This is a genomic window from Pseudomonas sp. NFACC32-1 (assembly GCF_900101215.1).
Classification (GTDB): domain Bacteria; phylum Pseudomonadota; class Gammaproteobacteria; order Pseudomonadales; family Pseudomonadaceae; genus Aquipseudomonas.
The window spans coordinates 593855-620732 of the sequence record NZ_FMUL01000001.1; the positions used below are offsets into that span (position 1 = coordinate 593855).

At 63.7% G+C, this 26878-nt stretch carries 21 protein-coding genes and 2 riboswitches; of the genes, 9 read left to right on the forward strand and 12 right to left on the reverse strand.

From position 1 onward, the window contains the following. Positions 1-45 precede the first annotated feature (45 nt). The 3 genes from BLP99_RS02625 to BLP99_RS02635 all read right to left on the reverse strand — a co-directional run bounded on the left by BLP99_RS02625 (position 46) and on the right by BLP99_RS02635 (position 3055). Positions 46-1764 carry a hydrogenase maturation protein gene (locus tag BLP99_RS02625; protein WP_072394350.1) on the reverse strand — a complete coding sequence of 573 codons (1719 nt, stop codon included), beginning with the start codon at positions 1762-1764 and terminating at the stop codon, positions 46-48. Between the two features lie 210 nt (positions 1765-1974). Next, positions 1975-2292 carry an SCP2 sterol-binding domain-containing protein gene (locus tag BLP99_RS02630; RefSeq protein WP_072394353.1) on the reverse strand — a complete coding sequence of 106 codons (318 nt, stop codon included), beginning with the start codon at positions 2290-2292 and terminating at the stop codon, positions 1975-1977. Between the two features lie 52 nt (positions 2293-2344). Continuing rightward, positions 2345-3055, reverse strand: a complete 711-nt coding sequence (locus tag BLP99_RS02635; protein ID WP_072394357.1) for a histidine phosphatase family protein — start codon at positions 3053-3055, stop codon at positions 2345-2347. 229 nt (positions 3056-3284) lie between these two features. Here BLP99_RS02635 and sohB point away from each other — a divergent pair, with 229 nt between their 5' ends. Next, complete coding sequence (sohB, locus tag BLP99_RS02640; protein ID WP_072394361.1) at positions 3285-4316, forward strand: protease SohB; 1032 nt, start codon at positions 3285-3287, stop codon at positions 4314-4316. 124 nt (positions 4317-4440) lie between these two features. Here the strand turns inward: sohB and BLP99_RS02645 are convergent, their stop codons facing one another. The 4 genes from BLP99_RS02645 to metH all read right to left on the reverse strand — a co-directional run bounded on the left by BLP99_RS02645 (position 4441) and on the right by metH (position 11145). Then, on the reverse strand, positions 4441-4935 hold the full coding sequence (locus tag BLP99_RS02645; protein WP_053154313.1) for a DUF934 domain-containing protein: 495 nt from the start codon (positions 4933-4935) through the stop codon (positions 4441-4443). Further along, a complete protein-coding gene (locus tag BLP99_RS02650; protein ID WP_072394363.1) occupies positions 4919-6577 on the reverse strand; it encodes a nitrite/sulfite reductase in 1659 nt (552 codons plus the stop codon). Before BLP99_RS02650 ends, BLP99_RS02645 begins: the two co-directional genes overlap by 17 nt. Before the next feature lie 546 nt (positions 6578-7123). Beyond that, positions 7124-7342, reverse strand: coding sequence for a DUF2970 domain-containing protein (locus tag BLP99_RS02655; protein ID WP_072394366.1), 219 nt, complete (start codon positions 7340-7342; stop codon positions 7124-7126). A 92-nt stretch (positions 7343-7434) separates the two neighbouring features. Next, a complete protein-coding gene (gene metH, locus BLP99_RS02660) occupies positions 7435-11145 on the reverse strand; it encodes a methionine synthase (RefSeq protein WP_072430443.1) in 3711 nt (1236 codons plus the stop codon). Between the two features lie 154 nt (positions 11146-11299). On the opposite strand from metH, the gene BLP99_RS02665 reads away from it, so the two are divergent. Further along, positions 11300-13591: a fatty acid cis/trans isomerase gene (locus tag BLP99_RS02665; protein WP_076407194.1), complete on the forward strand. Its 2292-nt coding sequence runs from the start codon at positions 11300-11302 to the stop codon at positions 13589-13591. Positions 13592-13706: 115 nt separating this feature from the next. Continuing rightward, positions 13707-14291: a Fe-S biogenesis protein NfuA gene (nfuA, locus tag BLP99_RS02670; RefSeq protein WP_024781251.1), complete on the forward strand. Its 585-nt coding sequence runs from the start codon at positions 13707-13709 to the stop codon at positions 14289-14291. Between the two features lie 108 nt (positions 14292-14399). Here nfuA and cobM read toward each other — a convergent pair whose 3' ends face one another. The 4 genes from cobM to BLP99_RS02690 form a co-directional block, all read right to left on the reverse strand. Beyond that, positions 14400-15146: a precorrin-4 C(11)-methyltransferase gene (gene cobM, locus BLP99_RS02675; protein ID WP_072394375.1), complete on the reverse strand. Its 747-nt coding sequence runs from the start codon at positions 15144-15146 to the stop codon at positions 14400-14402. 78 nt (positions 15147-15224) lie between these two features. Continuing rightward, positions 15225-15629: a cobalamin biosynthesis protein gene (locus BLP99_RS02680; RefSeq protein ID WP_072394379.1), complete on the reverse strand. Its 405-nt coding sequence runs from the start codon at positions 15627-15629 to the stop codon at positions 15225-15227. Beyond that, a complete protein-coding gene (locus BLP99_RS02685) occupies positions 15626-16321 on the reverse strand; it encodes a CbtA family protein (RefSeq protein ID WP_072394382.1) in 696 nt (231 codons plus the stop codon). The genes BLP99_RS02680 and BLP99_RS02685 overlap by 4 nt, the downstream gene beginning before the upstream one ends. Positions 16322-16332: 11 nt before the next feature. Further along, a complete protein-coding gene (locus tag BLP99_RS02690; protein WP_014338677.1) occupies positions 16333-16521 on the reverse strand; it encodes a CbtB domain-containing protein in 189 nt (62 codons plus the stop codon). A gap of 101 nt (positions 16522-16622) precedes the next feature. Next, positions 16623-16845, reverse strand: a riboswitch (cobalamin riboswitch). Positions 16846-17024: 179 nt separating this feature from the next. Then, a riboswitch (cobalamin riboswitch) is annotated at positions 17025-17238 on the forward strand. Positions 17239-17336: 98 nt separating this feature from the next. Here BLP99_RS02690 and cobW point away from each other — a divergent pair. The 6 genes from cobW to BLP99_RS02720 all read left to right on the forward strand — a co-directional run bounded on the left by cobW (position 17337) and on the right by BLP99_RS02720 (position 26147). After that, the gene (cobW, locus tag BLP99_RS02695) at positions 17337-18401 is read left to right on the forward strand and encodes a cobalamin biosynthesis protein CobW (RefSeq protein WP_092179627.1); all 1065 of its coding nucleotides are present in this window, start codon (positions 17337-17339) and stop codon (positions 18399-18401) included. 3 nt (positions 18402-18404) lie between these two features. Beyond that, positions 18405-22178 (forward strand): cobaltochelatase subunit CobN, encoded by a 3774-nt coding sequence (cobN, locus tag BLP99_RS02700; protein ID WP_092179629.1) that lies wholly within the window; start codon positions 18405-18407, stop codon positions 22176-22178. 66 nt (positions 22179-22244) lie between these two features. Next, entirely contained in the window at positions 22245-23246 is a 1002-nt protein-coding gene (locus tag BLP99_RS02705; protein WP_072430448.1) for a magnesium chelatase ATPase subunit I, read from the forward strand. A gap of 101 nt (positions 23247-23347) precedes the next feature. Then, on the forward strand, positions 23348-23905 hold the full coding sequence (locus BLP99_RS02710) for a vWA domain-containing protein (protein WP_076407190.1): 558 nt from the start codon (positions 23348-23350) through the stop codon (positions 23903-23905). A 199-nt stretch (positions 23906-24104) separates the two neighbouring features. Next, entirely contained in the window at positions 24105-25751 is a 1647-nt protein-coding gene (locus tag BLP99_RS02715; protein ID WP_072458481.1) for a phospholipase D-like domain-containing protein, read from the forward strand. Positions 25752-25805: 54 nt separating this feature from the next. Then, positions 25806-26147, forward strand: coding sequence for a YdcA family protein (locus BLP99_RS02720; RefSeq protein WP_072430451.1), 342 nt, complete (start codon positions 25806-25808; stop codon positions 26145-26147). Between the two features lie 109 nt (positions 26148-26256). Here BLP99_RS02720 and BLP99_RS02725 read toward each other — a convergent pair whose 3' ends face one another. Beyond that, positions 26257-26703: a thioredoxin family protein gene (locus BLP99_RS02725; protein ID WP_092179631.1), complete on the reverse strand. Its 447-nt coding sequence runs from the start codon at positions 26701-26703 to the stop codon at positions 26257-26259. Positions 26704-26878 lie beyond the last annotated feature (175 nt).

A 26878-nucleotide genomic window follows, 5' to 3' on the forward strand; every position in this document is an offset into this window, starting at 1 on the left:
GAAGCGGGCATTGTAAGAGCTGGCCCGCTTCCCCGATACCGGCAGTCACCGGGCGGCTTCGGCCTCTGTCGCCCGGGCCCATGGCGCGACCAGGCGCTCAGGCGTACCGCAGGCCTTGCGCTTGAACACGAAATGCCGGCATTTCTCGGCGAAGCCGCGGCGATTGCCCACCATGTCGCGGTGCATTTCCTTCAACTCGCCGTCACGACACGCCTGGATCGCCGGCAAGCTCCGTTCGGCCTTGCGGACCCGGATGGCCTCATACGCCGGATCGAGCCAGGCGCCGTTGGCCCGTTGCAACAGCCACAGGCCGAACTCGTCGGGGCAGCGCGGACCGATTTCCTGGACCATGCCATAACGCAACGCCTGCCGGGCGCTGATGGGCAGGCACTCCTGGGTCAGCTTCCAGGCCATGTCCGGGCCGACCGCCCGGGGCAGGCTGTAGGTCCAGTATTCGGAGCCGTAGAGGCCCATGGTCGCGTAGTGGGGATTGAGCACGATGTCGCTGCGCGCCAACACGATATCGGCCGCCAGGGCCAGCATCACGCCGCCAGCCCCGGCATTGCCCGTCAGGCCGCTGACCACCAGTTGCCGGGCGCTCAGCAATTCCAGGCAGACATCATCGATGGCCTGGATGTTGGCCCAGGCCTCCAGGCCGGGGTCGGCGGCGGCCTGGATCACGTTCAGGTGCACACCGTTGGAAAAGCTGCCGCGTCCGCCCCGGATCAACAGCACCCGGGTATCCCGGGACTTGGCCCAGCGCAGAGCGTCTATCAGCCGCCGGCATTGTTCGGTGCTCATCGCGCCGTTGTAGAACTCGAACGTCAGCTCGCCTACGTGGCCGCATTCGCGATAACGGATGGGTTGGTAGGCCTCGTCGCTGAAGGGTCGCCGGGCCAGCGAGCCGTCCAGCACCGGGACGTCGTCCAGCTGCCCGGCCAGCACATGGCGCGCCGGTCGCTTGAAATTCTGTTCGCCGGGCTGCGGTTTGCGGCGCAGGGAGCCGATCCACAGGCTCGCATCACCGGTGGCTACCAGCACCGCATCGTCACGCACGGCCAGCAGCGCGCCAGGCAGGCCTCGGCGGACATCCGGATGGGCGTCGTAGAGATAGAACTGGCCACCGGCCAGGCTTGCCAGCACGCCTGGCTGACCGTCGGCGGCATCGATGCAGCGTTTGATGAATGCGGTGCTGTCATGCCAGCTGAAGGTCCGGTCGTCCTGGGTCATGTTCGGTTGCAGGCGGCCGACCACGTCACGGCGGTTGTAGTCCAGGGGCACCGGGACGAAACCATTGCCGAACTTTTCCACGACCTCTCGGATACAACGGATGGCCGCATCGCTCACCAGGCCGTTGTACAGTTCGGACTTGCGCAGGCCTTCGGGCAACTTGAACTCGCTGGTGGCCCAGATCGGTCCGGCGTCCATTTCCTCCACCGCCTGCAATGCCGTCACGCCCCAGCGTTCGGCTTGCCGCATGATGGCCCAGTCCAGGGCGCTGGCACCGCGATCGCCGACAATGCCAGGGTGGATGATCACCACCGGACGGCGGGCGTTGCGCCACAGCCGTTCCGGCACCCGGTCCTTGAGAAACGGGCAGATCACCAGGTCGGCGCGGCTCTCTTCGATTTGCCGGCATACCGTGGCGTCATCGCTGAACAGCACCACGCTGGGGCGATGACCGGCCTCGCGCAGGTCCAGCCAGGCGCGTTGGGTCAGGCCGTTGAACGCGGTCGACAGCACAATGATCTTCAGTGCGGGCATGGGTCTCTTTCCTTGAGATGAACGGGCACAGGCTCCCGATGAGCCGTCCCTGGCCTTGATGGAGGCGTCAAGTTAGCGGCTGAGGGGCGAGGGTGAACTGACGAGGATCAAGGTTGTGTGCCTTGGGAGACTCGGGAAGGCAGAAACACGAATCCCGCCTGGGGGCGGGATTCGTTGGCAGCCGGGCAGCGCCCGCGAGGGCGCCTGGTCTCAGGCCGGGAACAGTTCGGACAGCTTCATCGACAGCATCATGTCGCCTTCGACGCGCAGCTTGCCACCCATGAAGGCCTGCATGCCGTCGGTTTCGCCGCTGACGATGCCCTTGAGGGTTTCGCTGTCCATGACCAGTGTGCAGTTGGCATCGGCGTTTTCACCTTCCTGCAATTCACAGGTCTGGTTCTTGACGATGAGGGCGTACTGCTTGTTTTCATCGGTGATGTTGAAACCGAACACCAGGTCCAGGCCTTTGGCGGCTTCGGCGTTGAACTTGGCTTTCATCTTTTGTACGGCGTCGACTACGGAGGTCATGGTTTCGATCCTTATTCGGGTGGATACAGCAAGGGTCTGCGGTAACTCGACCTCAACGAAAGGTGATGAGGTCCGGGGTCCTCAACAGTTGCAGGTGGGCATGACTGTTGAAGGAAGCCAGGGCGACCTCGCGCCCCCTGAATTTCAGGTGGTTGAGCGAGGTGTTGACGATTTGCCAATTCAATTCGAAGGCCTGCGGGGCAGGGATCCGGGTGATCAGGTGAAGCAGGGCGGTGATGGTGCCGCCGGAGGTGAACACGGCGATCTTGTGGCTGCTGTCGGCCTGGTCCAGGAGGCGGTGCAGGCCGGCCTGGACCCGTTCCACGAACCCCAGCCAGCTTTCCAGCCCGGGTGGGTCGTATCGGCCGCTGAGCCAGCGCTCGACGATCAAAGCGAAGATGCGCTGGAACTCGGCGCGGTTCTGTGGGGCGTTGCGCAGGATGTGGAGCGCTTCGGGTTCCTGGGGGAGCATGTCCGGCAGCAGGGCGCGAATCACCGCGTCGGCGTCGAACTCGTTGAACGCAGCGTCGATTTCCAGCTCGGGAACCGGCAAGCCCGCGGCGGACATCCGGCCCAGCGCGCCCGTGGCGGTGTCCTGCTGACGACGCAGGTCGCCCGAGAGGCAACGGTCGAATACGACACCGAGTTCCGCCAGGTGACTGCCGAGCACTTGGGCCTGGCGTACGCCATTGGGCGAGAGGACGTCGTAGTCGTCCGCACCAAAGGAGGCCTGGCCATGTCGAATCAGGTAGATGCTGCCCACGTCCGCGTCATCCCGGTACGTTGAAGGTCTGGCGAGGTTATGAGGATGGCGGTGAGCTGTCAATGAAAAAACATACGCTTGTTTGAAATGCCCGTTACAGCCTTGTCCAGCCTCGTCTTGTGTAAGGTAACCATAGGTTTCCCGGCTGGCAGCGACGCGGGTGCATGGGTATGCTGGGAGCGTCTGGTATCCGCCTGCGAGCGGTGGGTTGAATCTATTAGGAGTCATCGTGGAGTTTTTTATCGAATACGCCGGTTTCCTGGCCAAGACTGTGACGCTGGTGATCGCCATACTGGTGGTATTGGCCAGTTTTGCAGCCCTGCGCAGCAAGGGGCGGCGCAAGACGGCCGGTCAGTTGCAGGTGAGCAAACTCAACGATTTCTACAAAGGGTTGCGTGAGCGCCTGGAGCAGACGCTGCTGGACAAGGATCAGCTCAAGGCCCTGCGCAAGAGCGAAGGCAAGGCTGACAAGGCGAAGAAGAAACAGAAGGACAAGCCCGCCACCAAGGCCCGGGTCTTCGTGCTGGACTTCGACGGTGATATCAAGGCATCGGCCACCGAGAGCCTGCGGCATGAGATCACCGCGCTGTTGACCCTGGCGACGCCCAAGGACGAAGTGGTGTTGCGCCTGGAGAGCGGTGGCGGCATGGTCCACAGCTACGGCCTGGCCTCTTCGCAACTGGCCCGGATCCGCCAGGCCGGCATACCGCTGACGGTGTGCATCGACAAGGTCGCGGCCAGCGGCGGCTACATGATGGCCTGTATTGGCGAGAAGATCATCAGCGCGCCTTTCGCCATTCTTGGCTCCATTGGCGTCGTGGCCCAGTTGCCGAACGTCAATCGCCTGCTGAAGAAACATGACATCGACTTCGAGGTCCTCACCGCCGGTGAATACAAGCGCACGTTGACGGTCTTTGGCGAAAACACCGAGAAAGGCCGGGAAAAATTCCAGCAGGACCTGGACATCACCCACCAGCTGTTCAAGCGCTTCGTGTCCAGCTACCGCCCGCAACTGGCCATCGATGAAGTCGCTACCGGTGAGGTCTGGCTGGGTGTCGCGGCGTTGGACAAGCAACTGGTGGACGAACTGAAGACCAGTGACGAATACCTGGCCGAACGGGCCAAGAGCGCCGAGCTGTATCATCTGCACTACGCCGAACGCAAAAGCCTGCAGGAGCGTATTGGCATGGCCGCCAGCGGCTCGGTGGACCGGGTACTGCTGAACTGGTGGAGCCGTCTTACCCAGCAGCGTTTCTGGTAACCCCCCTCACCGCCGACCGTCGTGGGAGCAGGCTCGCTCCTGCGCGGGGCTGCTGCTCATCGCGACCACAATGAAAAAGCCCTGACCCGGTGTACCGGGTCAGGGCTTTTTTTATCGAGCGCTATCAGCGCCGACGAAACAGCGGCAACGGTTCGTCAGTCGCTGCCTGGTAGGTCACCGAAAAGTCCTTGAGGCTTTCTAGGGCTTCGTAGGGGTCTTTGTCGGCCCGCAGGGCAAATGCATCGAAACCGCAGCGGCGCATGTAGAACAACTGGTCGCGCAGGACGTCGCCAATGGCTCGCAGCTCGCCCTTGAAGCCGTAGCGGTCGCGCAGCAGGCGTGCGTTGGAATAGCTGCGCCCATCGGTGAACGCAGGGAAATTCAGCGCGATGACCTGGAACTGATTGGCGTCGTCGCCGATTTCTTCCGCTTCCTCGTCGGCGTCCAGCCATACACCCAGGCCGCCGTCACGGGCCTGCAGGGCGCGAGCGTGATCACGCCACAAGGCCAGGGGCACGATCAGGTCGTCGCAGTTGGAGATGCCATCGAGAGTCGCGTCCTTGGGCAACAGGTGCCAGGTTTCGTCGATGACCTCGTTGTTCTTAATGATTCGCTGCATAGACGCGTTCCTTGAAGAGGTCGATGCCGATACGTTGATAGGTGTCGATGAACCGCTCGTCTTCGGTACGTTGTTCGATGTACACGTCGATCAGCTTCTCGATCACGTCGGGCATGTCATCCTGCGCAAACGACGGGCCGAGGATCTTGCCCAGGCTGGCCCCGCGGGTACCGCTGCCGCCCAGGGAGACCTGATAGAACTCCTCGCCTTTCTTGTCCACACCCAGGATGCCGATATGGCCCACGTGGTGGTGACCGCAGGCGTTCATGCAGCCGGAAATGTTCAGGTCCAGTTCGCCGATGTCGAACAGGTAGTCCAGGTCGTCGAAGCGACGCTGGATCGATTCGGCGATAGGGATCGACTTGGCGTTGGCCAGGGAGCAGAAGTCTCCCCCCGGGCAGCAGATCATGTCGGTCAGCAGGCCGATGTTCGGCGTGGCGAAACCTTGCTCGCGCAATTCGCCCCACAGGGTGAACAGCTGGCTTTGCTCGACATCCGCCAGGATGATGTTCTGCTCGTGGGAGGTGCGCAGCAGGCCGAAGCTGTAGCGGTCGGCCAGGTCGGCCACGGCATCGAGCTGCTTGTCGGTGATGTCGCCGGGGGCGACGCCGGTCGGCTTCAGGGACAAGGTCACCGCGACGTAACCCGGCTTCTTGTGGGCCAGGGTGTTGCGGGTACGCCAGCGGGCGAAGCCTGGGTGTTCCTTGTCCAGCGCAGCCAGTTCGGCGTCCTGATTGGCCAGGGTCTTGTACTGCGGGTCGACGAAATGCCGGGCGACCCGATGGACTTCGGCTTCGGTCAGCGTGGTCTGGCCACCGCGCAGGTGGACCATCTCGGCCTCGACCTTCTCGGCGAACACTTCAGGGGTAAGGGCCTTGACCAGGATCTTGATCCGCGCCTTGTATTTGTTGTCGCGACGGCCGTAGCGGTTGTAAACCCGCAGGATGGCGTCGAGATAGCTCAGCAGGTCCTGCCAGGGAAGGAACTCGTTGATGAACGAGCCCACCACCGGGGTACGGCCGAGCCCACCGCCCACCAGTACCCGGAAGCCCAGCTCGCCCTCGGCGTTGTAGACCGCCTCCAGGCCGATGTCGTGGACTTCGATGGCCGCGCGATCCGAGGTCGAGCCGTTGATGGCGATCTTGAACTTGCGCGGCAGGTAGGCGAATTCCGGGTGGAAGGTGGTCCACTGGCGCACGATCTCGCACCACGGACGCGGGTCGATCAACTCATCGGCCGCGACGCCGGCGAACTGGTCGGTGGTGACGTTGCGCAGGCAGTTGCCGCTGGTCTGGATGGCATGCATCTGCACGGTCGCCAGCTCGGCCAGGATGTCCGGTACGTCTTCCAGGGCCGGCCAGTTGTATTGGACGTTCTGCCGGGTGCTGATGTGGGCGTAGCCCTTGTCGTAGTCACGGGCGATCTGGGCCAGTTTGCGTACCTGGCGCGAGGCCAGTTGGCCATAAGGCACCGCCACGCGCAGCATGGGGGCGAAACGCTGGATATACAGGCCATTCTGCAAGCGCAGAGGGCGGAATTCTTCTTCGCTCAGCTCGCCTGCCAGATAGCGTCGGGTCTGATCACGGAACTGCTTGACGCGGTCCTCGATGATCCGCTGATCGTACTCGTCATATACGTACATATAAGTCTCGGTCTCAGGCTTGGGCCGATCAGAAACAGCTGCGTGTTGGCTCGCTGGAATCGGGTTCTGCCTCGGCAATTCTGCGCGCACGGCCGCGCACTCCTAGGGGAGCCGGTGCAAGATACCTGTTTTGGGTTATGCGCAAAAGTGATGTTTGAGTATATGTAAAGAACCAAATCGACTAATGAGATTGATTATTGGCTAACCCACATTTGTCGTGCGGGCAATCATCGTCTTAACTGTGGTCGAGTCCCCATGCAATCACCTAAAAAACCGACAAGAGGCGATGCAATGAGCAATCCGACCAAAGCAAGGAAAAGCGACAGTACCGTTGATGCCTGGGCCATCCTGTTCCTGATTATCCTGGTGGTGGGCACCGCTGTGTTCTGGGTCAGTCACCAGTGAACGGTTGATCCCTGGCGATGAAAAACCTGTGGGAGCGAGCTTGCTCGCGATAACGGTGTACCAGTCGACCTCAATCCGACTGAACCACCGCTATCGCGAGCAAGCTCGCTCCCACAAGGTCGTGTGTTGTGTTGGAGAGCGCTACAGCCCCGCCAGGTGCACCACCAGCTTGACGATGCCAAACAGCGTCAGCGCGAAGACCACCGTGAACGCGATGCCCAGGATCACGAAGTGGCTCGGTTTGCCGTGGGTGAAATCCCGGGCGCGGTTCTTGCCGCTCTGCACCCCGAAAGCGGCAGCCAGTACGCTGTGTACCATCTGCAACAGGGTGGGCGGCTTGTTGTCGACTGGATCGTCCATAAATCCCTCGTCTGCCATGGGTCTGGGACAAGCATAGACAAAAGATCGCGACCTGCCGCGCCGTAGGCCGCGATCCTGTCAGTTACGCCGCCTTAGCTGTCGTAGCCCAGGTTCGGCGCCAGCCAGCGCTCGGTCACGCTCAGTTCCTGGCCCTTGCGGGCGGTGTAGCTCTGGACCTGGTCCTTGTCGATCTTGCCCACGGCAAAATACTGCGCCTGGGGATGGGCGAAATACCAACCGCTGACCGCGGCCGCCGGGAACATGGCGTAATGTTCGGTGAGGAACACACCACTGCGCCCGGCCTTCATTTCGCTGGCCTGGGGATCGAGCAGGCGGAACAGGGTGGCTTTCTCGGTGTGATCCGGGCAGGCCGGATAGCCAGGGGCAGGGCGGATGCCGGTGTACTGCTCCTTGATGAGGGCTTCGTTGTCCAGGTTCTCGTCCTTGGCATACCCCCAATAGTCCTTGCGCACCTGTTGGTGCAGCCACTCGGCGCATGCCTCGGCCAGACGGTCGGCCAGGGCCTTGACCATGATCGAGTTGTAGTCGTCGCCAGCATCCTGGTAGGCCTTGGCCACTTCCTCGGCGCCGATGCCGGCGGTGGTGATGAAGCCCCCGACATAGTCGGTCACGCCGCTGTCCTTGGGGGCGACGAAGTCGGCCAGGGAAAAATTCGGCTTGCCGTCGGTCTTGATGATCTGCTGGCGCAGGTGATGCAGGCGGGCCATCGGCTTGCCGTCCTGGCCATAGACCTCCAGGTCGTCGTCATGTACCTGGTTGGCTGGCCAGAAGCCGAACACGGCGCGGGCGCTGATGAGTTTTTCGTCGATCAGTTTGCGCAGCATCGCCTGGGCGTCGGCGTACAGCGCGGTGGCGGCTTCACCGACCACTTCGTCGGTGAGGATGCGCGGGAACTTGCCAGCCAGGTCCCAGGAGATGAAGAACGGTGTCCAGTCGATGTATTCGGCCAGCACGTCAAGGTCGATATCCTCCAGTACCCGGGTGCCGGTGAACGTCGGCTTGACCGGCTGGTAGCTGCTCCAGTCGAACTGCGGCTTCTTCGCCACGGCCGCCGAATAGCTCAGGCGTTCGGTGCGGGCGCTGCGGTTGGCGGTGCGCTCGCGAACCTCCTGGTAATCCTGCCGGGCCTTCTCGACGAAGGCGGGCTTGAGCTCCTTGGACAGCAACTGCGTGGCCACGCCCACGGCGCGGGACGCGTCGGTCACGTAGATCACCGCATCGTTGCTGTACTTGGGCTCGATCTTCACGGCCGTATGGGCCTTGGAGGTCGTTGCGCCACCGATCATCAGCGGCAGGTGGAAATCCTGGCGCTGCATCTCGCGCGCCACATGCACCATTTCATCCAGAGAAGGGGTGATCAGGCCGGACAGGCCGATGATGTCGCATTTCTCGTCCCGGGCCACCTGCAGGATCTTCTCGGCAGGCACCATCACACCCAGGTCGACGATGTCATAGCCGTTGCAACCCAGCACGACGCCGACGATGTTCTTGCCGATATCATGGACGTCGCCCTTGACCGTCGCCATCAGGATCTTGCCCTTGGCTTCCGGCTTGTCGCCTTTTTCCGCCTCGATGAACGGGATCAGGTGGGCCACCGCCTGTTTCATCACCCGGGCGGACTTGACCACCTGGGGCAGGAACATCTTGCCGGCGCCGAACAGGTCGCCGACGATGTTCATGCCGGCCATCAACGGACCTTCGATCACTTCGATCGGGCGGGCGAAGGACAGGCGTGACTCTTCGGTGTCTTCGACGATATGGGTGGTGATGCCCTTGACCAGCGCGTGTTCCAGGCGCTTGTTGACGTCCCAGTTGCGCCACTCCTCGGTTTCCGCTTCCTTGACGCTGCCGTCGCCCTTGTACTTGTCGGCGATGGCGAGCAGGGCGTCGGTGCCTTCCGGGGTACGGTTGAGGATCACGTCTTCCACCGCATCGCGCAGTTCCACCGGGATCTGGTCGTAGATTTCCAGTTGGCCGGCGTTGACGATGCCCATGGTCAGGCCCGCGCGGATCGCGTACAGCAGGAACACCGAGTGGATCGCCTCGCGCACCGGGTTGTTGCCCCGGAACGAGAACGACACGTTGGACACCCCGCCGGAGGTCAGCGCGTACGGCAGTTCGTCGCGGACATAGGCGCAGGCATTGATGAAGTCCACGGCGTAGTTGTTGTGCTCTTCGATACCGGTGGCGACGGCGAAGATGTTCGGATCGAAGATGATGTCTTCCGGCGGGAAGCCGACTTCGTTGACCAGGATGTCGTAGGAGCGCTTGCAGATTTCCTTCTTGCGCGCCTCGGTGTCGGCCTGGCCGGCTTCGTCGAAGGCCATCACCACCACGGCGGCGCCGTAGCGCTTGCACAGCTTGGCGTGATGAATGAACTGCTCGACGCCTTCCTTCATGCTGATGGAGTTGACGATGCCCTTGCCCTGGATGCACTTGAGACCGGCTTCGATCACTTCCCATTTGGAGGAGTCGATCATGATCGGCACGCGGGAGATGTCCGGTTCACCGGCGATCAGGTTGAGGAAGGTCACCATGGCCTTCTTCGAATCGAGCATGCCCTCGTCCATGTTGATGTCGATCACCTGGGCGCCGGCCTCGACCTGCTGCAGCGCCACTTCCAGGGCTTCGGTGTAGTTGTCCTCGCGGATCAGCCGGGCGAACTTGGCGGAACCGGTGATGTTGGTCCGCTCGCCGACGTTGACGAACAGCGAGTTGCGATCGATGGTGAACGGTTCCAGGCCCGACAGGCGGCACGCTCGGGGGATCTCCGGGATCTGCCGCGGCGCGTAGCCGGCCACGGCCTTGGCGATGGCTTCGATGTGCGCCGGCGTGGTGCCGCAGCAACCGCCGACGATGTTCAGGAAGCCGCTCTGGGCGAACTCCTCGATGACCTTGGCGGTCTCGGCCGGCAGTTCGTCGTACTCGCCGAACTCGTTGGGCAGGCCGGCGTTCGGGTGAGCCGAGACGTGGGTGTTGGCCTTGTTCGACAGCTCTTCCAGGTACGGCCGCAGTTCACTGGCGCCCAGGGCACAGTTCAAGCCTACGGAAATCGGCTTGGCGTGGGCCACGGAGTTCCAGAAGGCTTCGGTGGTCTGGCCGGAGAGGGTGCGGCCGGAGGCGTCGGTGATGGTGCCGGAGATCATGATCGGCAGTTCGACGCCCAATTCCTCGAATACGCCCTGCACGGCGAAGATCGCAGCCTTGGCGTTCAGCGTGTCGAAGATGGTTTCGATCAGGATCAGGTCGGCGCCGCCATCGATCAGGCCCTTGGTGGCCTCGGTGTAGTTCTCCACCAGTTCGTCGAAGGTCACGTTGCGGTAACCGGGGTTGTTCACGTCCGGCGACAGCGAGCAGGTACGACTGGTGGGGCCCAGCACGCCGGCAACGAAGCGCGGCTTGTCCGGGGTTTCCAGGGTCTTGGCATCGGCTACCTGGCGGGCCAGGCGCGCACCTTCCAGGTTCAGCTCGTAGGCCAGGCCCTGCATGCCGTAGTCGGCCTGGGAGACCTGGGTGGCGTTGAAGGTGTTGGTTTCCAGGATGTCGGCGCCGGCATCCAGGTAGGCTTTTTCGATGGAGCCGATGACGTCGGGGCGGGTCAGCACCAACAGGTCGTTGTTGCCCTTGACGTCGCTCGGCCAGTCGGCGAAGCGTTTGCCGCGGTAGTCCTGTTCCTCCAGCTTGTAGCTCTGGATCATCGTGCCCATGCCACCGTCAAGGATCAGGATACGTTCCTTGAGGGCCTGCTGGAGAAGATAAAGGCGAGCGCTGCGATCGGACATAGGACTACCTGGAAAAAAAGCCATTGCGAAGGCCGGGATGATATCAAACCTGTGCAGGATTTGATCTCGACTGGCTTTTACATGAATATCGCTCATGTTTGCATCGGAGTGCTGGCCCGGTAGAATCGCCGGATCATTTCCCAGGGACCGAGACATGCCGTACCGCGTCTTATTCGGCAGTCTGTTGCTGCTGTTGTCATTTCACGCAGTAGCCAAGGATTCCGTTTCAGCGCTTTCCTACACGCGCGACATCCAGCCGATCTTTACCGAGAAATGCGTGGCGTGCCACGCCTGCTATGACTCCGCCTGCCAACTGAACCTGGGCAGTGCCGAAGGCGCCACCCGGGGCGCCAGCAAGCTATCGGTATACGACGGCGAGCGACGCCAGGCCGCTGTACCCACTCGCTTGTTCTATGACGCTTCCGGTCCGCACGCCTGGCAGCGCAAGGGCTTCTATTCGGTGCTCGATGCCCAGGGCAGCCAGGCGGCATTGATGGCGCGGATGCTGGCGCTGGGGCACGGCGCGCCGTTGCAACCCAACGCCAAGCTGCCGCAAGACATCGTGCTGGGGCTCGACCGGGACAACAGTTGCCCCATGCCGGGGCAATTCGATCAATACGCTGCGGCACACCCCAGGGAAGGCATGCCCCTGGCCGTCACGGGCCTGACCGACCAGCAATACCAGACCTTGCAGCGTTGGCTGGCCTCCGGCGCGCCTGTCGACCAGCAAGCCCTGGCTCCAAGCGCCGCCGAAGCCCTGCAAGTGTTGCAATGGGAGAACCTGCTCAACGCCCCCGGCGCCCGTGAAAGCCTGGTTGCCCGCTGGCTGTTCGAGCACTGGTTCTTGGCCCACATCTACTTCAAGGATGGCGAGCGGGGGCATTTCTTCCAGTGGGTGCGTTCGCGCACACCGTCCGGCCAGCCGATCGACCTGATCAACACCCGACGCCCGAACGACGACCCCGGCACCCGGTTCTATTACCGCCTCTGGCCGGTGCAGGGGGTGATCGTGCACAAGACGCACATCACCTATGGGTTGAGCGCGGCCAGGATGGCGCGGATCAAGAGCCTGTTCTACAAGGGCGACTGGCAGGTCACGGCATTGCCGGGCTACGGGCCGGAGCGCCGTTCCAATCCGTTCTCCACCTTCGAGGCGATCCCGGCCCAGGCTCGCTACCAGTTCATGCTCGACAGTGCCGAGTATTTCGTCCGGACCTTCATTCGTGGCCCGGTGTGCCGGGGCCAGATTGCCACGGATGTGATTCGCGACAACTTCTGGGCCCTGTTCCAGGCCCCTGAGCATGACCTTTACATCACCGACCCGAACTACCGCGGCCAGGCCACGCCGTTGCTGGCGATGCCAGGGCAGAACGATGACGTGGGCAGCGTCCTCAGCCTGTGGCTCGATTACCGCGACAAGCGCAACGAGTACGAAGCTTTGCGGCGGGACAATTACGCCGATGTGCCGGCCCCGAGCTGGTCGAACCTGTGGGCCGGCAACGACAACGCCTTGCTGAGCATTTTTCGCCACTTCGACAGTGCCTCGGTCACCAAGGGCCTGATTGGCGACGTGCCGCAAACCTTGTGGCTGTTCGATTTCCCGTTGCTGGAGCGCACCTATTATCAGTTGGCGGTCAATTTCGATGTGTTCGGCAATGTTTCCCACCAGGCCCAGACCCGGCTCTACTTCGACCTGATCCGCAACGGCGCGGAACAGAACTTCCTGCGCCTGATGCCTGCCGATTCGCGGGAAGGCTACCTGGATGACTGGTACCAGTCCGGCGGCAAATTCAAGATGTGGCTGGATTACGAGGCCATCGACAACGACAAGCCGACCGCGCTCAAGCTTGACGAGCGTGACCCCAAGCGGGATTTCGCCCGGCAATTGCTGCTCCGTTACGGAGAGCTGAACGCGCGGCCCGACCCGATCAATCGTTGCGACGGCGCTTATTGCTCGCGTCCGAACATCGACCCGGACCTGCAGAGCGCCGAACAGGCCCTCAGTCGCCTGGTTTCAAGGCCGGCAGCGGGGCTTGGCGTGATCCACCACTTGCCCGAGGCGACCATGCTGCGCATCGAGACCGCCAGTGGCCGGCGGGAGGTCTACAGCCTGCTGCGCAACCGCGCCCACAGCAATGTGGCGTTCCTGCTGGGTGAAGCGATGCGTTACCAGCCTGGGCTGGACACCCTGACGGTGTACCCCGGCGTGCTCAGCAGCTACCCCAACTTCATGTTCAACATTCCGGCCGGGCAAGTGCCGGCGTTCGTCGAGGCCATGGAGCATGCCGAGGATCCCCAGGCTTTCGAGCGGATTGTCGAGCGCTGGGGCATTCGTCGCAGTCACCCGCAATTCTGGTACTACTTCCACGATCTGAGTCGTTATATCCAGGAAACGGAGCCCCTGGAGGAGGGGGTGCTGGATATGAATCGCTACCAGAACCTCTGATGGGCGCGCCCGGCGGCAGACCTTGCGGCGCCGGGTGCTTTCCCGACAAAAATACTGGGACTTTGTCCGGCGCCCTGATTGGCGTAAACTGCCGGCAAGCCTGCGAGGAGTTCCCATGACCGCCATAACCATTACCGATGCCGCCCACGATTACCTGGCCGACCTGCTGTCCAAGCAGAACACCCCGGGAATCGGGATCCGCATCTTCATCACCCAGCCTGGCACCCAGTACGCAGAGACGTGTATCGCCTATTGCAAGCCAGGTGAAGAAAAGCCCGAAGACACCGCGCTGGGGCTCAAGAGCTTCACCGCCTACATCGATTCCTTCAGCGAAGCGTTCCTGGACGACGCGGTGGTGGACTATGCCACCGACCGCATGGGTGGCCAGCTGACCATCAAGGCGCCGAACGCCAAGGTTCCGATGGTCAACGCCGACAGTCCCATCAATGAGCGCATCAACTACTACCTGCAAACCGAGATCAACCCAGGGCTGGCCAGCCACGGCGGCCAGGTGTCGCTGATCGATGTGGTGGAAGACGGCATCGCCGTGCTCCAGTTCGGTGGCGGCTGCCAGGGCTGCGGCCAGGCCGACGTGACCCTCAAGGAAGGCATCGAGCGCACTTTGCTCGAGCGCATCCCGGAGCTCAAGGGCGTGCGCGACGTGACCGACCATACGCAGAAAGAAAACGCCTACTACTGAATACGTGTTCGCCGCGGATTGTGTGTGGCGGGGGAGCAAGCTCCCTCGCCACAATAGTTTCTGCCGTCAGCCTGTACCCCCGTCCCTGTGGGATCTGGGTTGGCTACGTCAAGGCCTGTAGAGATGCGCATGCCCGGCGCGGTACAGCGACGATTCGCTGAACACATCATTGCCCAGCACCCGTCCCACCAGGATCAACGCCGTTCGGCGCAAACCCTTGGCCTGGACCTTCCCGGCGATATCCGCCAACGTCCCCACCACCCAATCCTGATCCGGCCACGTCGCCCGGTGGATCACCGCAATCGGGCAGTCGCCGCCGTAGTGGGGCAGCAGTTCGTCGACGATCTTTTCCAGGTGATTGACCCCCAGGTGAATCGCCATGGTCGCCCGGTGCTGTGCCAGATTGCCCAGTTCTTCCCCAGCAGGCATCGGGGATTTATCGGCGTAACGGGTGAGGATCACGCTCTGGGAGATATCCGGCAAGGTCAGTTCGCTGCCCAGCAGGGCTGCGCAGGCTGAGGTCGCGGTCACGCCCGGGATGATCTCGAATGGAATGCCAAGTGCCCGCAGGCAACGAATCTGCTCACCGATGGCGCCGTACAGGCTTGGGTCGCCGGAGTGCACCCGGGCCACGTCCTGACCTTTGCGGTGGGCGGTTTCCATCAGCCCGACGATCTGTTCCAGGTGCAGTTCGGCACTGTTGACCACTTGTTCGGCGCAATGGCCATCGAGCACGGCGCTCGGCACCAGGGAGCCGGCGTAGATGATCACCGGGCAACTGCGGATCAAGCGCTGGCCCTTGACGGTGATCAGTTCCGGATCGCCGGGGCCGGCGCCGATGAAGTACACGGTCATGACCGGCTCCTGTGGAAGGTGGGGTGAGCGTCGCCCATATGAAGATCGCTCATGATCCTGGACGGCGATTATCGGGATTTACGCCACGACCGCCAATGCCAACGTGCTCATGGGGCCTGTTTGACGGGGGATCAGCAGGGTTGCGGGTTTCGTGCCCAATTGGTCGGCCAAGGCCAGGGCGGCGCTTTCGGCGATGCCGTAGCAACCGGTTCGCTCGAAGGCGATCTCGGAGCGATGACTGAGCCGCTGCTCGTAACCGGCCAACTGTTCGGCACTCAAGCACGTCAGCGGCAGTGCCAGTTGCCCGGCCAGTTCCAGCAGCCCGGGCTCGTCACGCTTGAGGTCGATGCTGGCCAGGGCCCGCACTTGGTGAAGTTCGATGCCGTGGGCCAACAACGTCTCTTCGAGCAAGGCCCGCAGCGTGCTGGCCGGGCAACCGCGCTGACAGCCCAGGCCGATCACCAGTATCGACCCGGTGCTCATGCGTCGTGGTGGGCTTGACCGTCACGGCGAAACAGCCAGGCGCTGATCAGGCCCAGGGCCAGCCAGAAGGCGATGTTGGTGACCTGGGAGGCGATCTTGAACTGGCTTTCCAGGGCTTCGGGCGCCAGCATCGAGTGGACTTCAGGTTGTGGCGCGCCGATGAGGTGAGGCACCAGCAAGGTCGCGACCCCCAACAGCTTGAGCAGCCAATGCCTGCCGAAGGCGATCAGGGCGATGCCCACCGCCGTGGACGCCGCAGTGCCGATCCACCACATCTGCCGCTGGGTCAGGTCGGCCGCCGCGGTGCCGGGCAACTCCGGGGGCAGGCCAAGGGTCGGTGCCAGGACGAAAGTGGCGTAACCGGCCAGGCCCCAGAGCAGGCCCTGGGAGGTGCGAGTCGGTGCGCGCAAGGTGTACAGGCCCGCGAGCATCAGGGCAAAACCCACGGCGACCACCAGGTTACCGCCAGTGGTGGACAGCACGCGCTGCCAGCCGTCTTCCGGCTCCCACGCCTCGGCATCGTGAGTGTGGGCAACGCCGTCGGTGTGCTCATGGACCTCGGACGCCGGAGCCTTCTCGAAGGTTTCCGCCTGGAGAATCAGTGGCGATACCCACAAGCTCTGCAACAGGGTCAGCAGCAGGGCGGCCAGCAAGCCGCTGAAACCGGCGGTCTGCGCGATACGCTTGATCATGTCGTCAGTTCTCAGTGGCAGGGGAAGGCGGCGCTGTGGCGGGTATCGTGGGCGGCGTTGTGCACCGCTTCGATGTGAGAGAAGCCGGCGAAATAGACCAGCCCCGCACCCAGGATCGAAGCCAGGATCGCGGCGCTCAGGCGTTGGCTCAGGGTGGTGGTGCTGCTGGCGGTGCGGGCGGTGCTGCTGATGGTCGACATGGCGCTTCCCTCTGTTTTTGTTCCGTGGGGGATGCGAGCGCAATGAGACCCCGGGCGAAAGACCGCCGAGGTTCGAACAGCGCCCGCCCACCGCGGGTTTGTTGATGCTTGAGTCATGGGCCGGTCTCCGGGCTCGCGAGGTGCCGGGCTCGTGCCTGGCCTGCAAGCGTCACCTTCCCATGTCCGGGGACACAGTGGTTCAGACGCTTCGCTCGCTTACCGTTGCGGGGGCAGCACCGGACTGACGTGGCTTTGGAGTAAAGCACACGATTCACCGGTTTCCCGTTTCACCCTGTGAAGGGCACCCGTAACTAGGCGCACAGGAGAGCATGGGTGGGGTGGGGCCGTCAATGCACAGGGGGCCGCTGCGCAGCCCGTCGCGAACAAGCTCGCCCCCACAGGGGGGCTGCGGGATCCGATGTGGGAGCGAGCCTGCTCGCGATGGCGGCGGTAAGGACACCGCATAACTTACTTGCGGAGATTGACCCGTCCCCACACCCTGCGTAGCCTTGCGCCTTCGAGGTTCTTCGGCCTGCGCCGAAGCTAAGAAGGGAACGCGGTCCAAGCCGCGGCTGCCCCCGCAACTGTGAACGGTGATGTTTCTGCAAGGCCACTGTGCATGCCCTTTATCCGGGGTGCGCGGGAAGGCGCAGCAATTGCCAGTCGGATGACTGGCCCACCGTCAGCCAGGAGACCTGCCTCGACACAGATTCTCACTACAACCGGGCGGGGTGATCCGGTGGCGAAATCTTCCGCGCACGCCTGTGCCAGCGGTTGTCGTCCCGTTTGCCCGCCACCTTGCCAAAGGGCATCCGATGAAAACACTGGCCAAGCTTCCCGTCACCATCGTCACCGGTTTCCTCGGCTCGGGGAAGACCACCCTGCTGCGGCACATGCTCGACAACGCCCAGGGGCGTCGTATCGCCGTGATCGTCAACGAGTTCGGCGAACTGGGCATCGACGGCGAGATCCTCAGGCAGTGCTCCATCGGTTGCACCGAGGAAGAGGCCAACGGCCGCGTCTACGAACTGGCCAACGGTTGCCTGTGCTGCACGGTCCAGGAAGAGTTCTTCCCGGTCATGCGCGAGCTGGTGGCCCGGCGTGGCGATCTCGATCACATCCTGATCGAAACCTCCGGCCTGGCCCTGCCCAAGCCGTTGGTCCAGGCCTTCCAATGGCCGGAAATCCGCAGTGCCTGCACCGTCGACGCGGTGATCACCGTGGTCGACAGCCCGGCCGTGGCCGCCGGTACCTTCGCCGCCTTCCCCGACCAGGTGGACGCCCAGCGCAAACTCGATCCGAACCTGGACCACGAGTCACCGCTGCATGAGCTGTTCGCCGATCAACTGGCCAGCGCCGACCTGGTGATTCTCAACAAGGCCGACCTGATCAGCCCCGACGACCTGGCGAAGGTCCGCCTGGAGGTGGCCGAAGAGCTGCCGCCGGCAGTCAAGGTCATCGAAGCCAGCAGCGGACGCCTGCCCCTGGATGTGCTGATCGGCCTCGGCGCAGGTTCCGAAGAGCACATCGACGGTCGCCATAGCCATCACGACCATCACCACGACGGCGACGATGACGACCACGATCATGACGCCTTCGACTCCATCTCCATCGAGCTGCCCCAGGCCGACGAAAGTCTGTTGCTCGATGCCCTGACCCAACTGGTGGTCCAGCACGGCGTGCTGCGGGTCAAAGGCTTCGCGGCGATTCCGAACAAGCCGATGCGGCTGTTGGTCCAGGGCGTCGGTACGCGCTTCGACAAGCATTTCGATCGCCAGTGGGGCGCGGATGAAGCGCGGGTCACTCGCCTGGTCCTGATTGGCCAGGCCCTGGATGCCGGGCTGCTCGAAGCGCAGTTGCGCGCCGCCCTCGGCGCCTGACCCATGCACCTGCTCAGGACCCAGCCCGGCGGTTTTGTGTCCGATGACAACATTGCCGACCTGGGGCAGACCCCCGCCGAGCTGGTGATCCTGTGCAGTGGCGACTCCAGCCTGGCGCTGCTGGCCGAAGCGGCGAAGCAGTTGCCAGGCGATTATCCCGAGTTTCGCCTCGCCAACCCGATGCAGGTGCAGAACCACGCCTCGGTGGACCTGTACTTCGAAGACGTGCTACGCCACGCCAAGGTCATCCTGCTGTCGCTGCACGGCGGTATCGGCTATTGGCGCTACGGCATCGAACGGCTGATGGCATTGGCCGGACGCGGGGTGAAGCTGATCCTGGTCCCGGGGGACGATCGTCCTGATCCGGAACTCAGCGACCTGAGCAACGTCCCCGTCGAGGACCGCGACCGTCTCTGGCAGTTCTTGCGCCAGGGCGGACTGGGCAATGCCCTGGACCTGTTCCATAACCTCGCCAGCCAATGGTTCGGTCGCGATTATCCATGGGGCGAACCGCAGGCCCTGCCACGCACGGCGATCTATCACCCCACGCACAACCAGGCCAGCCTCGCTGACTGGCGAGCCGACTGGCAGGCCGGACAACCGGTGGCGGCGGTGCTGTTCTATCGCTCCCACCTGCAAGCGGCGAATACCGCGTTCATCGATGGGTTCTGCCAGCGTTTGCAAGCGGCGGGGCTCAACCCGCTACCGATGGCCGTGGCGAGCCTCAAGGAGCCCGGTTGCCTGGCCATGGTGCAGGACTGGCTCGACGAGGCAGAGGCCGGGGTGATCCTCAACACCACGGGATTTGCCCAATCCAGTCCCGAAGCACCGCACCTGCGCCCGTTTCGTCGCAACGTCCCGGTGATCCAGGCGATCTGCGCCCAGGACAACGAGCCCGGCTGGCGTGCCAGCGAGCAGGGCCTGGGCCCGCGGGACCTGGCGATGCACATTGCCTTGCCGGAGCTGGACGGGCGGATCATCAGTCGCCCCATCAGTTTCAAGGACCTGGCCTGGCGCAGTGAGCTCAGCCAGAGCGACGTGGTCTGCTACCGGGCGGTGCCCGAGCGCATGGATTTCGTTGCCGAGCTGGCGCGGCGCTGGACCGACCTGGCGCGTCTGCCCAACGCGGAAAAACGTGTAGCCCTGATTCTCGCCAACTATCCGACCCGGGATGGACGCATCGGCAACGGCGTCGGCCTGGACACGCCGGCGGCGGCGCTGAACATCCTGCGCGCCTTGCATGCCGAGGGTTATCCGCTGCCAGCGCAATTGCCCGCCAGCGGCACGGCGCTGATCCAGCAATTGCTCGGCGGGGTCAGCAACGACCTGGACAGCCTCGATCTGCGCCCGTGTCACCAGAGCCTGTCCCTCGATGCCTATCGGGCGATGTTCGATGCGTTGCCCGAGTCCAACCGCCAGGCCGTGCTGGAGCGCTGGGGCACCCCCGACAAGGATCCGATGTTTCGCCAGGGGCGACTGATGATCGCCGGCCTGCGCCTGGGCCTGACGTTCGTCGGCATCCAGCCGGCCCGGGGGTATCAGGTCGATCCGAGCGCGGTGTACCACGACCCGGACCTGGTGCCGCCCCATGGTTACCTGGCGTTCTATTTCTGGCTGCGCCACGCCTATGGCGCCCATGCGGTCATTCATGTCGGCAAGCACGGCAACCTCGAGTGGCTGCCCGGCAAGGGCGTCGGGCTGTCGGAGAATTGCTGGCCGGACGCGCTGCTGGGACCGTTGCCGAACATCTATCCGTTCATCGTCAATGATCCGGGCGAGGGCGCCCAGGCCAAGCGCCGTACCCAGGCGGTGATCATCGATCATTTGATGCCGCCCCTGACCCGGGCCGAAACCTACGGGCCGTTGCGTAACCTGGAGTTGCTGGCCGACGAGTACTACGAGGCGCAACTGCTGGATCCGCGTCGGGCCCGGGAGCTGCAGCGGGACATTCTCGGCCTGGTGCGCGAGACCCACATCGATCGCGAGCTGCAACTTGACGCGGCCCTGGACAGCGACGCCGACGCCGCGATCTGGCTGCCGCGCCTGGACACCTACCTGTGCGACTTGAAGGAATCGCAGATCCGCGACGGGCTGCATGTCTTCGGTCAATCCCCTGCCGGGCGGTTGCGCATCGACACGTTGCTGGCGTTGTTGCGCATTCCCCGTGGCGACGGCAAGGGTGCGCAGTCCAGTCTGCTGCGGGCCCTGGCCAGGGCGTTCGAGCTGGGCTTCGACCCCCTGGATTGCGCCTTGGCCGAGCCTTGGGGCGGCGGTCGTCCGCAGGCATTGTGTCAGGTCAGCGACCAGGCCTGGCGTACCGTCGGCGATACCCGCGAACGCCTGGAGCTGTTCGCAGCGCAGTTGATCGAACGGGCCCTGGACGGCGCGGTCGAGGGGTTGGACGTGCCAGGCTGGGAGACGGTGAGCAGCATTGTCGAGCACCTGCGCGAGGTCGTGGCGCCGCGCCTGGATGCCTGCGGTCCGGCGGAAATGCGCGGTCTGCTCGATGCCCTCGGCGGGCGCTTCGTGCCGGCCGGGCCAAGCGGTGCGCCGAGTCGCGGGCGCCTGGACGTGCTGCCCACCGGGCGCAATTTCTTCTCGGTGGACGTGCGTAACCTGCCCACCACCACGGCGTGGCGGATCGGCTTCCAATCGGCCAACCTGATTCTCGAGCGGCACCTGCAGGATCACGGTGATCACCTGCGCCAGCTCGGCCTGTCGGTGTGGGGCACCGCCACTATGCGCACCGGCGGCGACGACATTGCCCAGGCCATGGCCCTGATGGGCGTGCGGCCGGTGTGGGCCACAGGCAGCCAGCGGGTCGATGATTTCGAGATCCTGCCGTTGAGCCTGCTGGACCGGCCGCGTGTCGATGTGACGTTGCGGGTGTCTGGCTTCTTCCGCGACGCGTTCGCCAACCTGATCCGCCTGTTCGATGCCGCGGTCCAGGCTGTCGCCGCCCTCGACGAGCCGGATGACATGAACCCCCTGGCGGCCAAGGTCCGTGGCGAACGCGAAGCCCTGTCAGCGTCGGGCCTGGATCCGGAAGTGGCAGCGCGCCAGGCCGGCTGGCGGATCTTCGGGGCCAAGCCCGGGGCCTATGGCGCCGGCGTGCAGGGCGCCGTGGACGGCCGCCTGTGGCAGAGTCGCGAAGACCTGGCCGAGGTTTACCTGAACTGGGGCGGCTACGCTTATGGCGGCAGCGATGAAGGCACCGCCGCCCGGGAGCAGTTCTCCCGACGCCTGAGCCAGGTGCAAGCGGTGCTGCAGAACCAGGACAACCGCGAGCACGACCTGCTCGATTCCAACGATTACTACCAGTTCCAGGGCGGCATGTTGGCGGCGGTGGAGACCCTCAGCGGCGAAACCGCAGCCAGCTATCATGGCGATCACAGCCAGCCGGACCTGCCAAGGATCCGCACCCTGAAAGAAGAGCTCAACCGCGTCATCCGTTCCCGGGCCGTCAACCCGAAGTGGATCGACGGAGTCAAGCGCCACGGCTACAAAGGTGCGTTCGAACTGGCGGCGACGGTGGACAACCTGTTCGCCTTCGACGCCACTACGCAGTTGATCGATGATCACCAGTACGCATTGCTGGCCGATGCCTACCTGCTCGATCCGCACACCCAGGCATTCATTCGCCAGCACAACCCCGACGCCCTGCGGGACATGACCGAGCGCATGCTCGAAGCCCAGCAGCGAGGGATGTGGCAGGACCCGGGGGAGTATCGCGAAGCGTTGGAGAATTTGCTGTTGGACATCGAGGAGGATGGCTGATTGTCCAGCCAGCCGGCCAGGTACTCTGTTCGTATTGACGTTATCGACCACCCTTGAGAATCAGATATGACCCAACCCCATTTCCCCCTCTGCGCCGTGGTCGGCGCCGATGACCTGAAGCTGGCGCTGTGCCTGGCCGCCATCGATCCCAGGATTGGCGGCGTGCTGATCGAAGGGCCGCGGGGCATGGCCAAGTCCACCCTGGCCCGGGGCCTGGCGGACCTGTTGGCCAGCGGTCAGTTCGTCACCTTGCCCCTGGGCGCCACGGAAGAGCGACTGGTGGGCACCCTCGATCTGGACGCGGCCCTGGGCGAGGGTCGGGCGCAGTTTTCCCCCGGCGTGCTGGCCAAGGCCGACGGTGGTGTGTTGTACGTCGATGAGGTGAACCTGCTGCCCGACCATCTGGTGGACCTGCTGCTGGATGTGGCCGCCAGCGGTACCAACGTGATCGAGCGCGACGGCATTTCCCATCGGCATCCGGCGCGTTTCGTGCTGATCGGCACCATGAACCCGGAAGAGGGCGAACTGCGCCCGCAACTGCTCGATCGCTTCGGCCTGAACGTGGCGCTCCACGGGCATACCGCACCGGCGGAGCGTGGGCAGATCATTCGACGGCGGCTGGATTTCGACAGCGATCCGGTGGCGTTCTGCGCCGAGTGGTCGCAGGCCCAGCAGCACCTGCGCGATCGTTGCCAGCAGGCCCGCGACCTGTTGCCGGCCATTGCCCTGGACGATGCGTCCCTGGCGCTGATTACCGAGCGCTGTTTTGCCGCTGGGGTCGATGGCCTGCGCGCCGACCTGGTCTGGCTGCGTGCCGCCCGTGCCCATGCCGCTTGGCGTGGCGCGCAGGCCATCGCCGTCGACGACATCGACGCGGTCGCTGAATTTGCCTTGCGTCATCGTCGGCGCGAACGGACGGATCCGGCCGCTGCGCCTTCCCCGCCGCCTGCGCCTGGCGAGCGCGCAACCGAACCCCGGGGAGGCCAAGGCCAGTGGGGGGATCTGCCGCCCCGGGCACTGCCGACCGGTACCCGACGCGACGTGCCGGGGTGGCCAAAAAAGCCCTAGGCATCCGCCCTCGTGCCAGCGCGGGGGCGGATGCCGGACCCCGGGCAGGGCACCTGGAGCAGGGGCGCCAGGGCCGCAGCAAAACGGCGTCTGGCGGCGCGGTGAATTGGCCAAGGACCCTGCTCCAGGGGCGTCCACGCTTGCGCCAGGACCTGCGTTGGCACGAGCGTCACCGTGCGCCTCACGAACTCTGGCTGGTGATCGTGGATGCCTCGGCCTCGACCCGTCGTCATCGGGCCTTGAGTGACGGCAAAGGCTTGTTGGCGCAATTGTTCGACGACGCCTACCGGCAGCGGGCCCGCCTGGCGCTGTTGACGGCCAGTGGCACGCAGCCGAACTGGCAGGTGCAAGGGCTCAAGGCCTCGGCGGGTCTGCGCCACTGGCTCGATGGCCTGGGCGCCGGTGGCGGTACGCCGTTGCTGGCTGCGTTGAGCGAGGCCGGACGCTGGTTGACGGCCCGGCGCAAGCGCTTCCCTGCAGAGCGACAGCGGGTGCTGGTGATGACCGATGGGCGCGTGAAGGAGGGGCTGTCGCTGTCGCCCCTGGATTGTCCGTGCCTGTTGATCGACATCGAGCGCGGCCCGATCCGCCTGGGCCGGGCCCGGCAGTTGGCGGGGCAGTTGCAGGCTGAGTATCGGCATATCGATGAGGCTGATTGAAAGGTTCTGTGACTGTCAGGGCCCCATCGCGAGCAAGCTCGCTCCCACACGGGTTTTGTTGTGAACACATGAATGATGAACACCCCGGGCCCTTGTGGGAGCGAGCTTGCTCGCGATGGCATCCCCTCGGTTCCCATGACCTGCCCACCTGACCCGTTTCACTGCACTATGCTCGAGCAGCCCCCCACAGGAGTGAACCATGCGCGTACTCGTCACCAATGCCCAGGACGATTTCCGGGTCAAGGCCTATGCCGGGACCAACGGTGTGCTACTGGCCATGGACCTGGCCGAATCACGGCGCAAGGGTTTGCTGGGTTTCGCCATCGAGAAGCAGCAGGGTGACAAACCCTGGCTGTTCCTGTTCAACAGCCTGACCTTTCCCGACACGGCCCATACCTTTCCCCAGTTCCACGCCACGCCCAGCGACAAGGCCCCGTTGCAGAAATTTCGCTGGGCCGACTACGCCGTCAACCCTGGGGTGACGCTTCATTATCGGGTGCACCTGGCCTATGGCAGTTACAAGGCACCGCAACTGGGGGAGTCGCTGGAAGTCACCATCACCAGCGACGACGCAATGCCCGCCAACCAGCGGGTCATCTTCAATCGTGCGGTGGCCGCCAGCCAGGCTTTCCAGCGCAAGTTCCCCGAGCTGGACGCCTTGATCGATGCCAACAAGCACCTGTCCATCGACGATTGGCCCGACGCGCCGCGTCGCTGGCTGGAGAACGGCCTGCTGGGACGCTTGACCGGCTTCATCGACCGGGCGCTGGACGCCACCTGGGCGCTGGATGTGGCCATCTACGAATACGAGTTGCCCGTGATCGTCGATGCGGTCAATGCCGCGTTTGCCCGTGGCGCGCGGGTGCGGGTGCTGTACCACGCCGAACCGGGCGACGACACCACACTGCGTAACGAAGCCAACCTGGAACGATTGCCGCCGGCCAACAAGCGCGGGCGAGTCACCCACAACATCTTCCATGACAAGTTCATCGTGCTGAGCAAGATCGATGACCGCGGGGCGTTGCAGCCGGAGGCCGTGTTGTGCGGCAGCACCAACTTCACCGCCAACGGCGTTTATCGCCAGGCGAATGTCGTGCATGTGCTGGACGACCCACGGGTCAGCGACAGCTACCGCCAGGTGTTCGAACAGATCTGGGAGGCCCCCGATGATGTCGATGCCACGCGTGAGTGGCTGAACCGCAACAACCCCATGAAGCCCGGGGAGCCGCTGTTCGTCGGCTTCTCTCCACGGACGGGAGGGGGCGACCTTGATCGTTTCGTCGACATCATCGAGGCGGCGCGCAAGGACCTGCTGTTCGTCACCGCCTTTGTCCTGCCCGATCGGATCCTCGATGCCTTGCTCGGCCAGCCCAACGACGACATCTTGCGTTATGGCCTGCAGAACACCACCAGCCGTATCACCGGTTTCCATGCCGACCGCACCGCTGAGTTCGCTGCCACGGCACTGCTCAATACCGGCCTGGAGGGCTGGCTCAAGGAAAACAAGAAAGGTCAGAAAGGCAACCTGCTGGTGCACACCAAGGCCGTTGTCACCGACTTCACCAGCGACACGCCCACCATCATCAGCGGCAGTCACAACCTGAGCGCCGCGGCCAGCAGTGGCAACGATGAGAACTACCTCATCATCCAGGGCGATACCGACCTGGCCGACCGCTACGGACTGGAGCTGCTGCGTTTCTACGAGCATTACCGCTTCCGTTATTTCGCCAAGAAACTTGCGCTCAAGCAGGTCAAGCCGTTGGCGGTGGATGACAGTTGGAGTGATGACTATTACCGCGAGGGTGACCTGCGGATGTTGTCCAGGGTGAGATTCGGCGGGCGGTAGCGCAGTATTGATGACGTGATATCATCAGGCCATCGATCAGCCAGGAATGCTGTCATGAGCCTTTATCACGGAACGTCCGGCCCGCTTCGCATCGCTATCGCGATTCTCCTGGTGTCCCTGTCTGCATCAGCCTTCGCCGCCAATACGCCGTGTTCCGGACGCAAGGGTGGTATCGCCGGGTGTGATGGCGATACCTTCCTGTGCAACGACGGCTCCATCAGCGCCTCGAAAAAATCTTGCTCTGCCATGTTGGGAATCCGTAACGAAGCTCGCCCGCAATCGCTGCTCAAGTCCTCCGACGGGTGCCCGTGCGGCAGTGGTCACTACTGCGTCGGGCCTCGGGGTGGGGTTTATTGCCTCACGCCGGGCGGCAGCAAGAGCTACAAGCGCAAATAGACCAGGCGCACCGCCGAACCATTGTGTGAGCGAGCTTGCTCGCGATAGCGTCAGGCCGGTGGGCATCACCATTGGCTGACCCGCCGCCGTCGCGGGCTCGCTCCTATTGTTATCGGAACGTCACCCGCATCTTCATCAGCGCTCGCCCTCGACCTGCAGTGCACAAATTCTGAAACCGCTGCCGCAGCCAATTCACGTCATGACACGTCGGGGGAAACGAGCGCCGCGGTTTTGTCCGGCCGACGTGTTCGGCAAAGTGGCGCATCAGCGAAGGCTGGTCACCGATGCCCTTGAGTTTGAGGCACAACTTCCCATCCTTATAGAAAAGCACGGTCGGTGTTCCGCTGACTTCCGGGTGCCGGGGCGACTCGTGGGTGCTCAATTTGTAGATGATGGCTCGATCCTGGAACGCCTCGGCCACCTTGCAGAACACCGGTTCGGCCCAGCCGCAGGCGTAGCAGTGTGGATGGCCAAAATAGAAGATCACCGGGCGCCAGGTCCTGAGGGCCTTGCGGTAGTCCTGATGTGACGCTACGTGAGTAATGAGCGAACTCATGGCCGCCTCCCTTTTACCCCGAGGTGACAGGAACGATAAGGAACCCGGCGGGGCATCGCTACTGTCAGAGTCGACAGGTGGCCTGCTCTGTTTCAGTGCGAAACGGATAGCAAATACTCTGTTTGGGGCCTTGGTACCCGGGCGCCGTAGCCAACGGTAGCAAGCGTGCCGGCGG

Bases quoted from the DNA above. Each gene is read 5' to 3' on its own strand.
- BLP99_RS02715 (WP_072458481.1), top strand. From the start codon at position 24,105: ATGCGCGTACTCGTCACCAATGCCCAGGACGATTTCCGGGTCAAGGCC.
- cobM (WP_072394375.1), bottom strand. From the start codon at position 15,146: ATGACCGTGTACTTCATCGGCGCCGGCCCCGGCGATCCGGAACTGATC.
- BLP99_RS02665 (WP_076407194.1), top strand. From the start codon at position 11,300: ATGCCGTACCGCGTCTTATTCGGCAGTCTGTTGCTGCTGTTGTCATTT.
- BLP99_RS02650 (WP_072394363.1), bottom strand. From the start codon at position 6,577: ATGTACGTATATGACGAGTACGATCAGCGGATCATCGAGGACCGCGTC.
- nfuA (WP_024781251.1), top strand. From the start codon at position 13,707: ATGACCGCCATAACCATTACCGATGCCGCCCACGATTACCTGGCCGAC.
- BLP99_RS02725 (WP_092179631.1), bottom strand. From the start codon at position 26,703: ATGAGTTCGCTCATTACTCACGTAGCGTCACATCAGGACTACCGCAAG.
- BLP99_RS02630 (WP_072394353.1), bottom strand. From the start codon at position 2,292: ATGACCTCCGTAGTCGACGCCGTACAAAAGATGAAAGCCAAGTTCAAC.
- metH (WP_072430443.1), bottom strand. From the start codon at position 11,145: ATGTCCGATCGCAGCGCTCGCCTTTATCTTCTCCAGCAGGCCCTCAAG.
- BLP99_RS02645 (WP_053154313.1), bottom strand. From the start codon at position 4,935: ATGCAGCGAATCATTAAGAACAACGAGGTCATCGACGAAACCTGGCAC.
- BLP99_RS02625 (WP_072394350.1), bottom strand. From the start codon at position 1,764: ATGCCCGCACTGAAGATCATTGTGCTGTCGACCGCGTTCAACGGCCTG.
- cobW (WP_092179627.1), top strand. From the start codon at position 17,337: ATGAAAACACTGGCCAAGCTTCCCGTCACCATCGTCACCGGTTTCCTC.
- BLP99_RS02655 (WP_072394366.1), bottom strand. From the start codon at position 7,342: ATGGACGATCCAGTCGACAACAAGCCGCCCACCCTGTTGCAGATGGTA.
- BLP99_RS02680 (WP_072394379.1), bottom strand. From the start codon at position 15,629: ATGAGCACCGGGTCGATACTGGTGATCGGCCTGGGCTGTCAGCGCGGT.
- cobN (WP_092179629.1), top strand. From the start codon at position 18,405: ATGCACCTGCTCAGGACCCAGCCCGGCGGTTTTGTGTCCGATGACAAC.
- BLP99_RS02720 (WP_072430451.1), top strand. From the start codon at position 25,806: ATGAGCCTTTATCACGGAACGTCCGGCCCGCTTCGCATCGCTATCGCG.
- BLP99_RS02690 (WP_014338677.1), bottom strand. From the start codon at position 16,521: ATGTCGACCATCAGCAGCACCGCCCGCACCGCCAGCAGCACCACCACC.
- BLP99_RS02685 (WP_072394382.1), bottom strand. From the start codon at position 16,321: ATGATCAAGCGTATCGCGCAGACCGCCGGTTTCAGCGGCTTGCTGGCC.
- BLP99_RS02705 (WP_072430448.1), top strand. From the start codon at position 22,245: ATGACCCAACCCCATTTCCCCCTCTGCGCCGTGGTCGGCGCCGATGAC.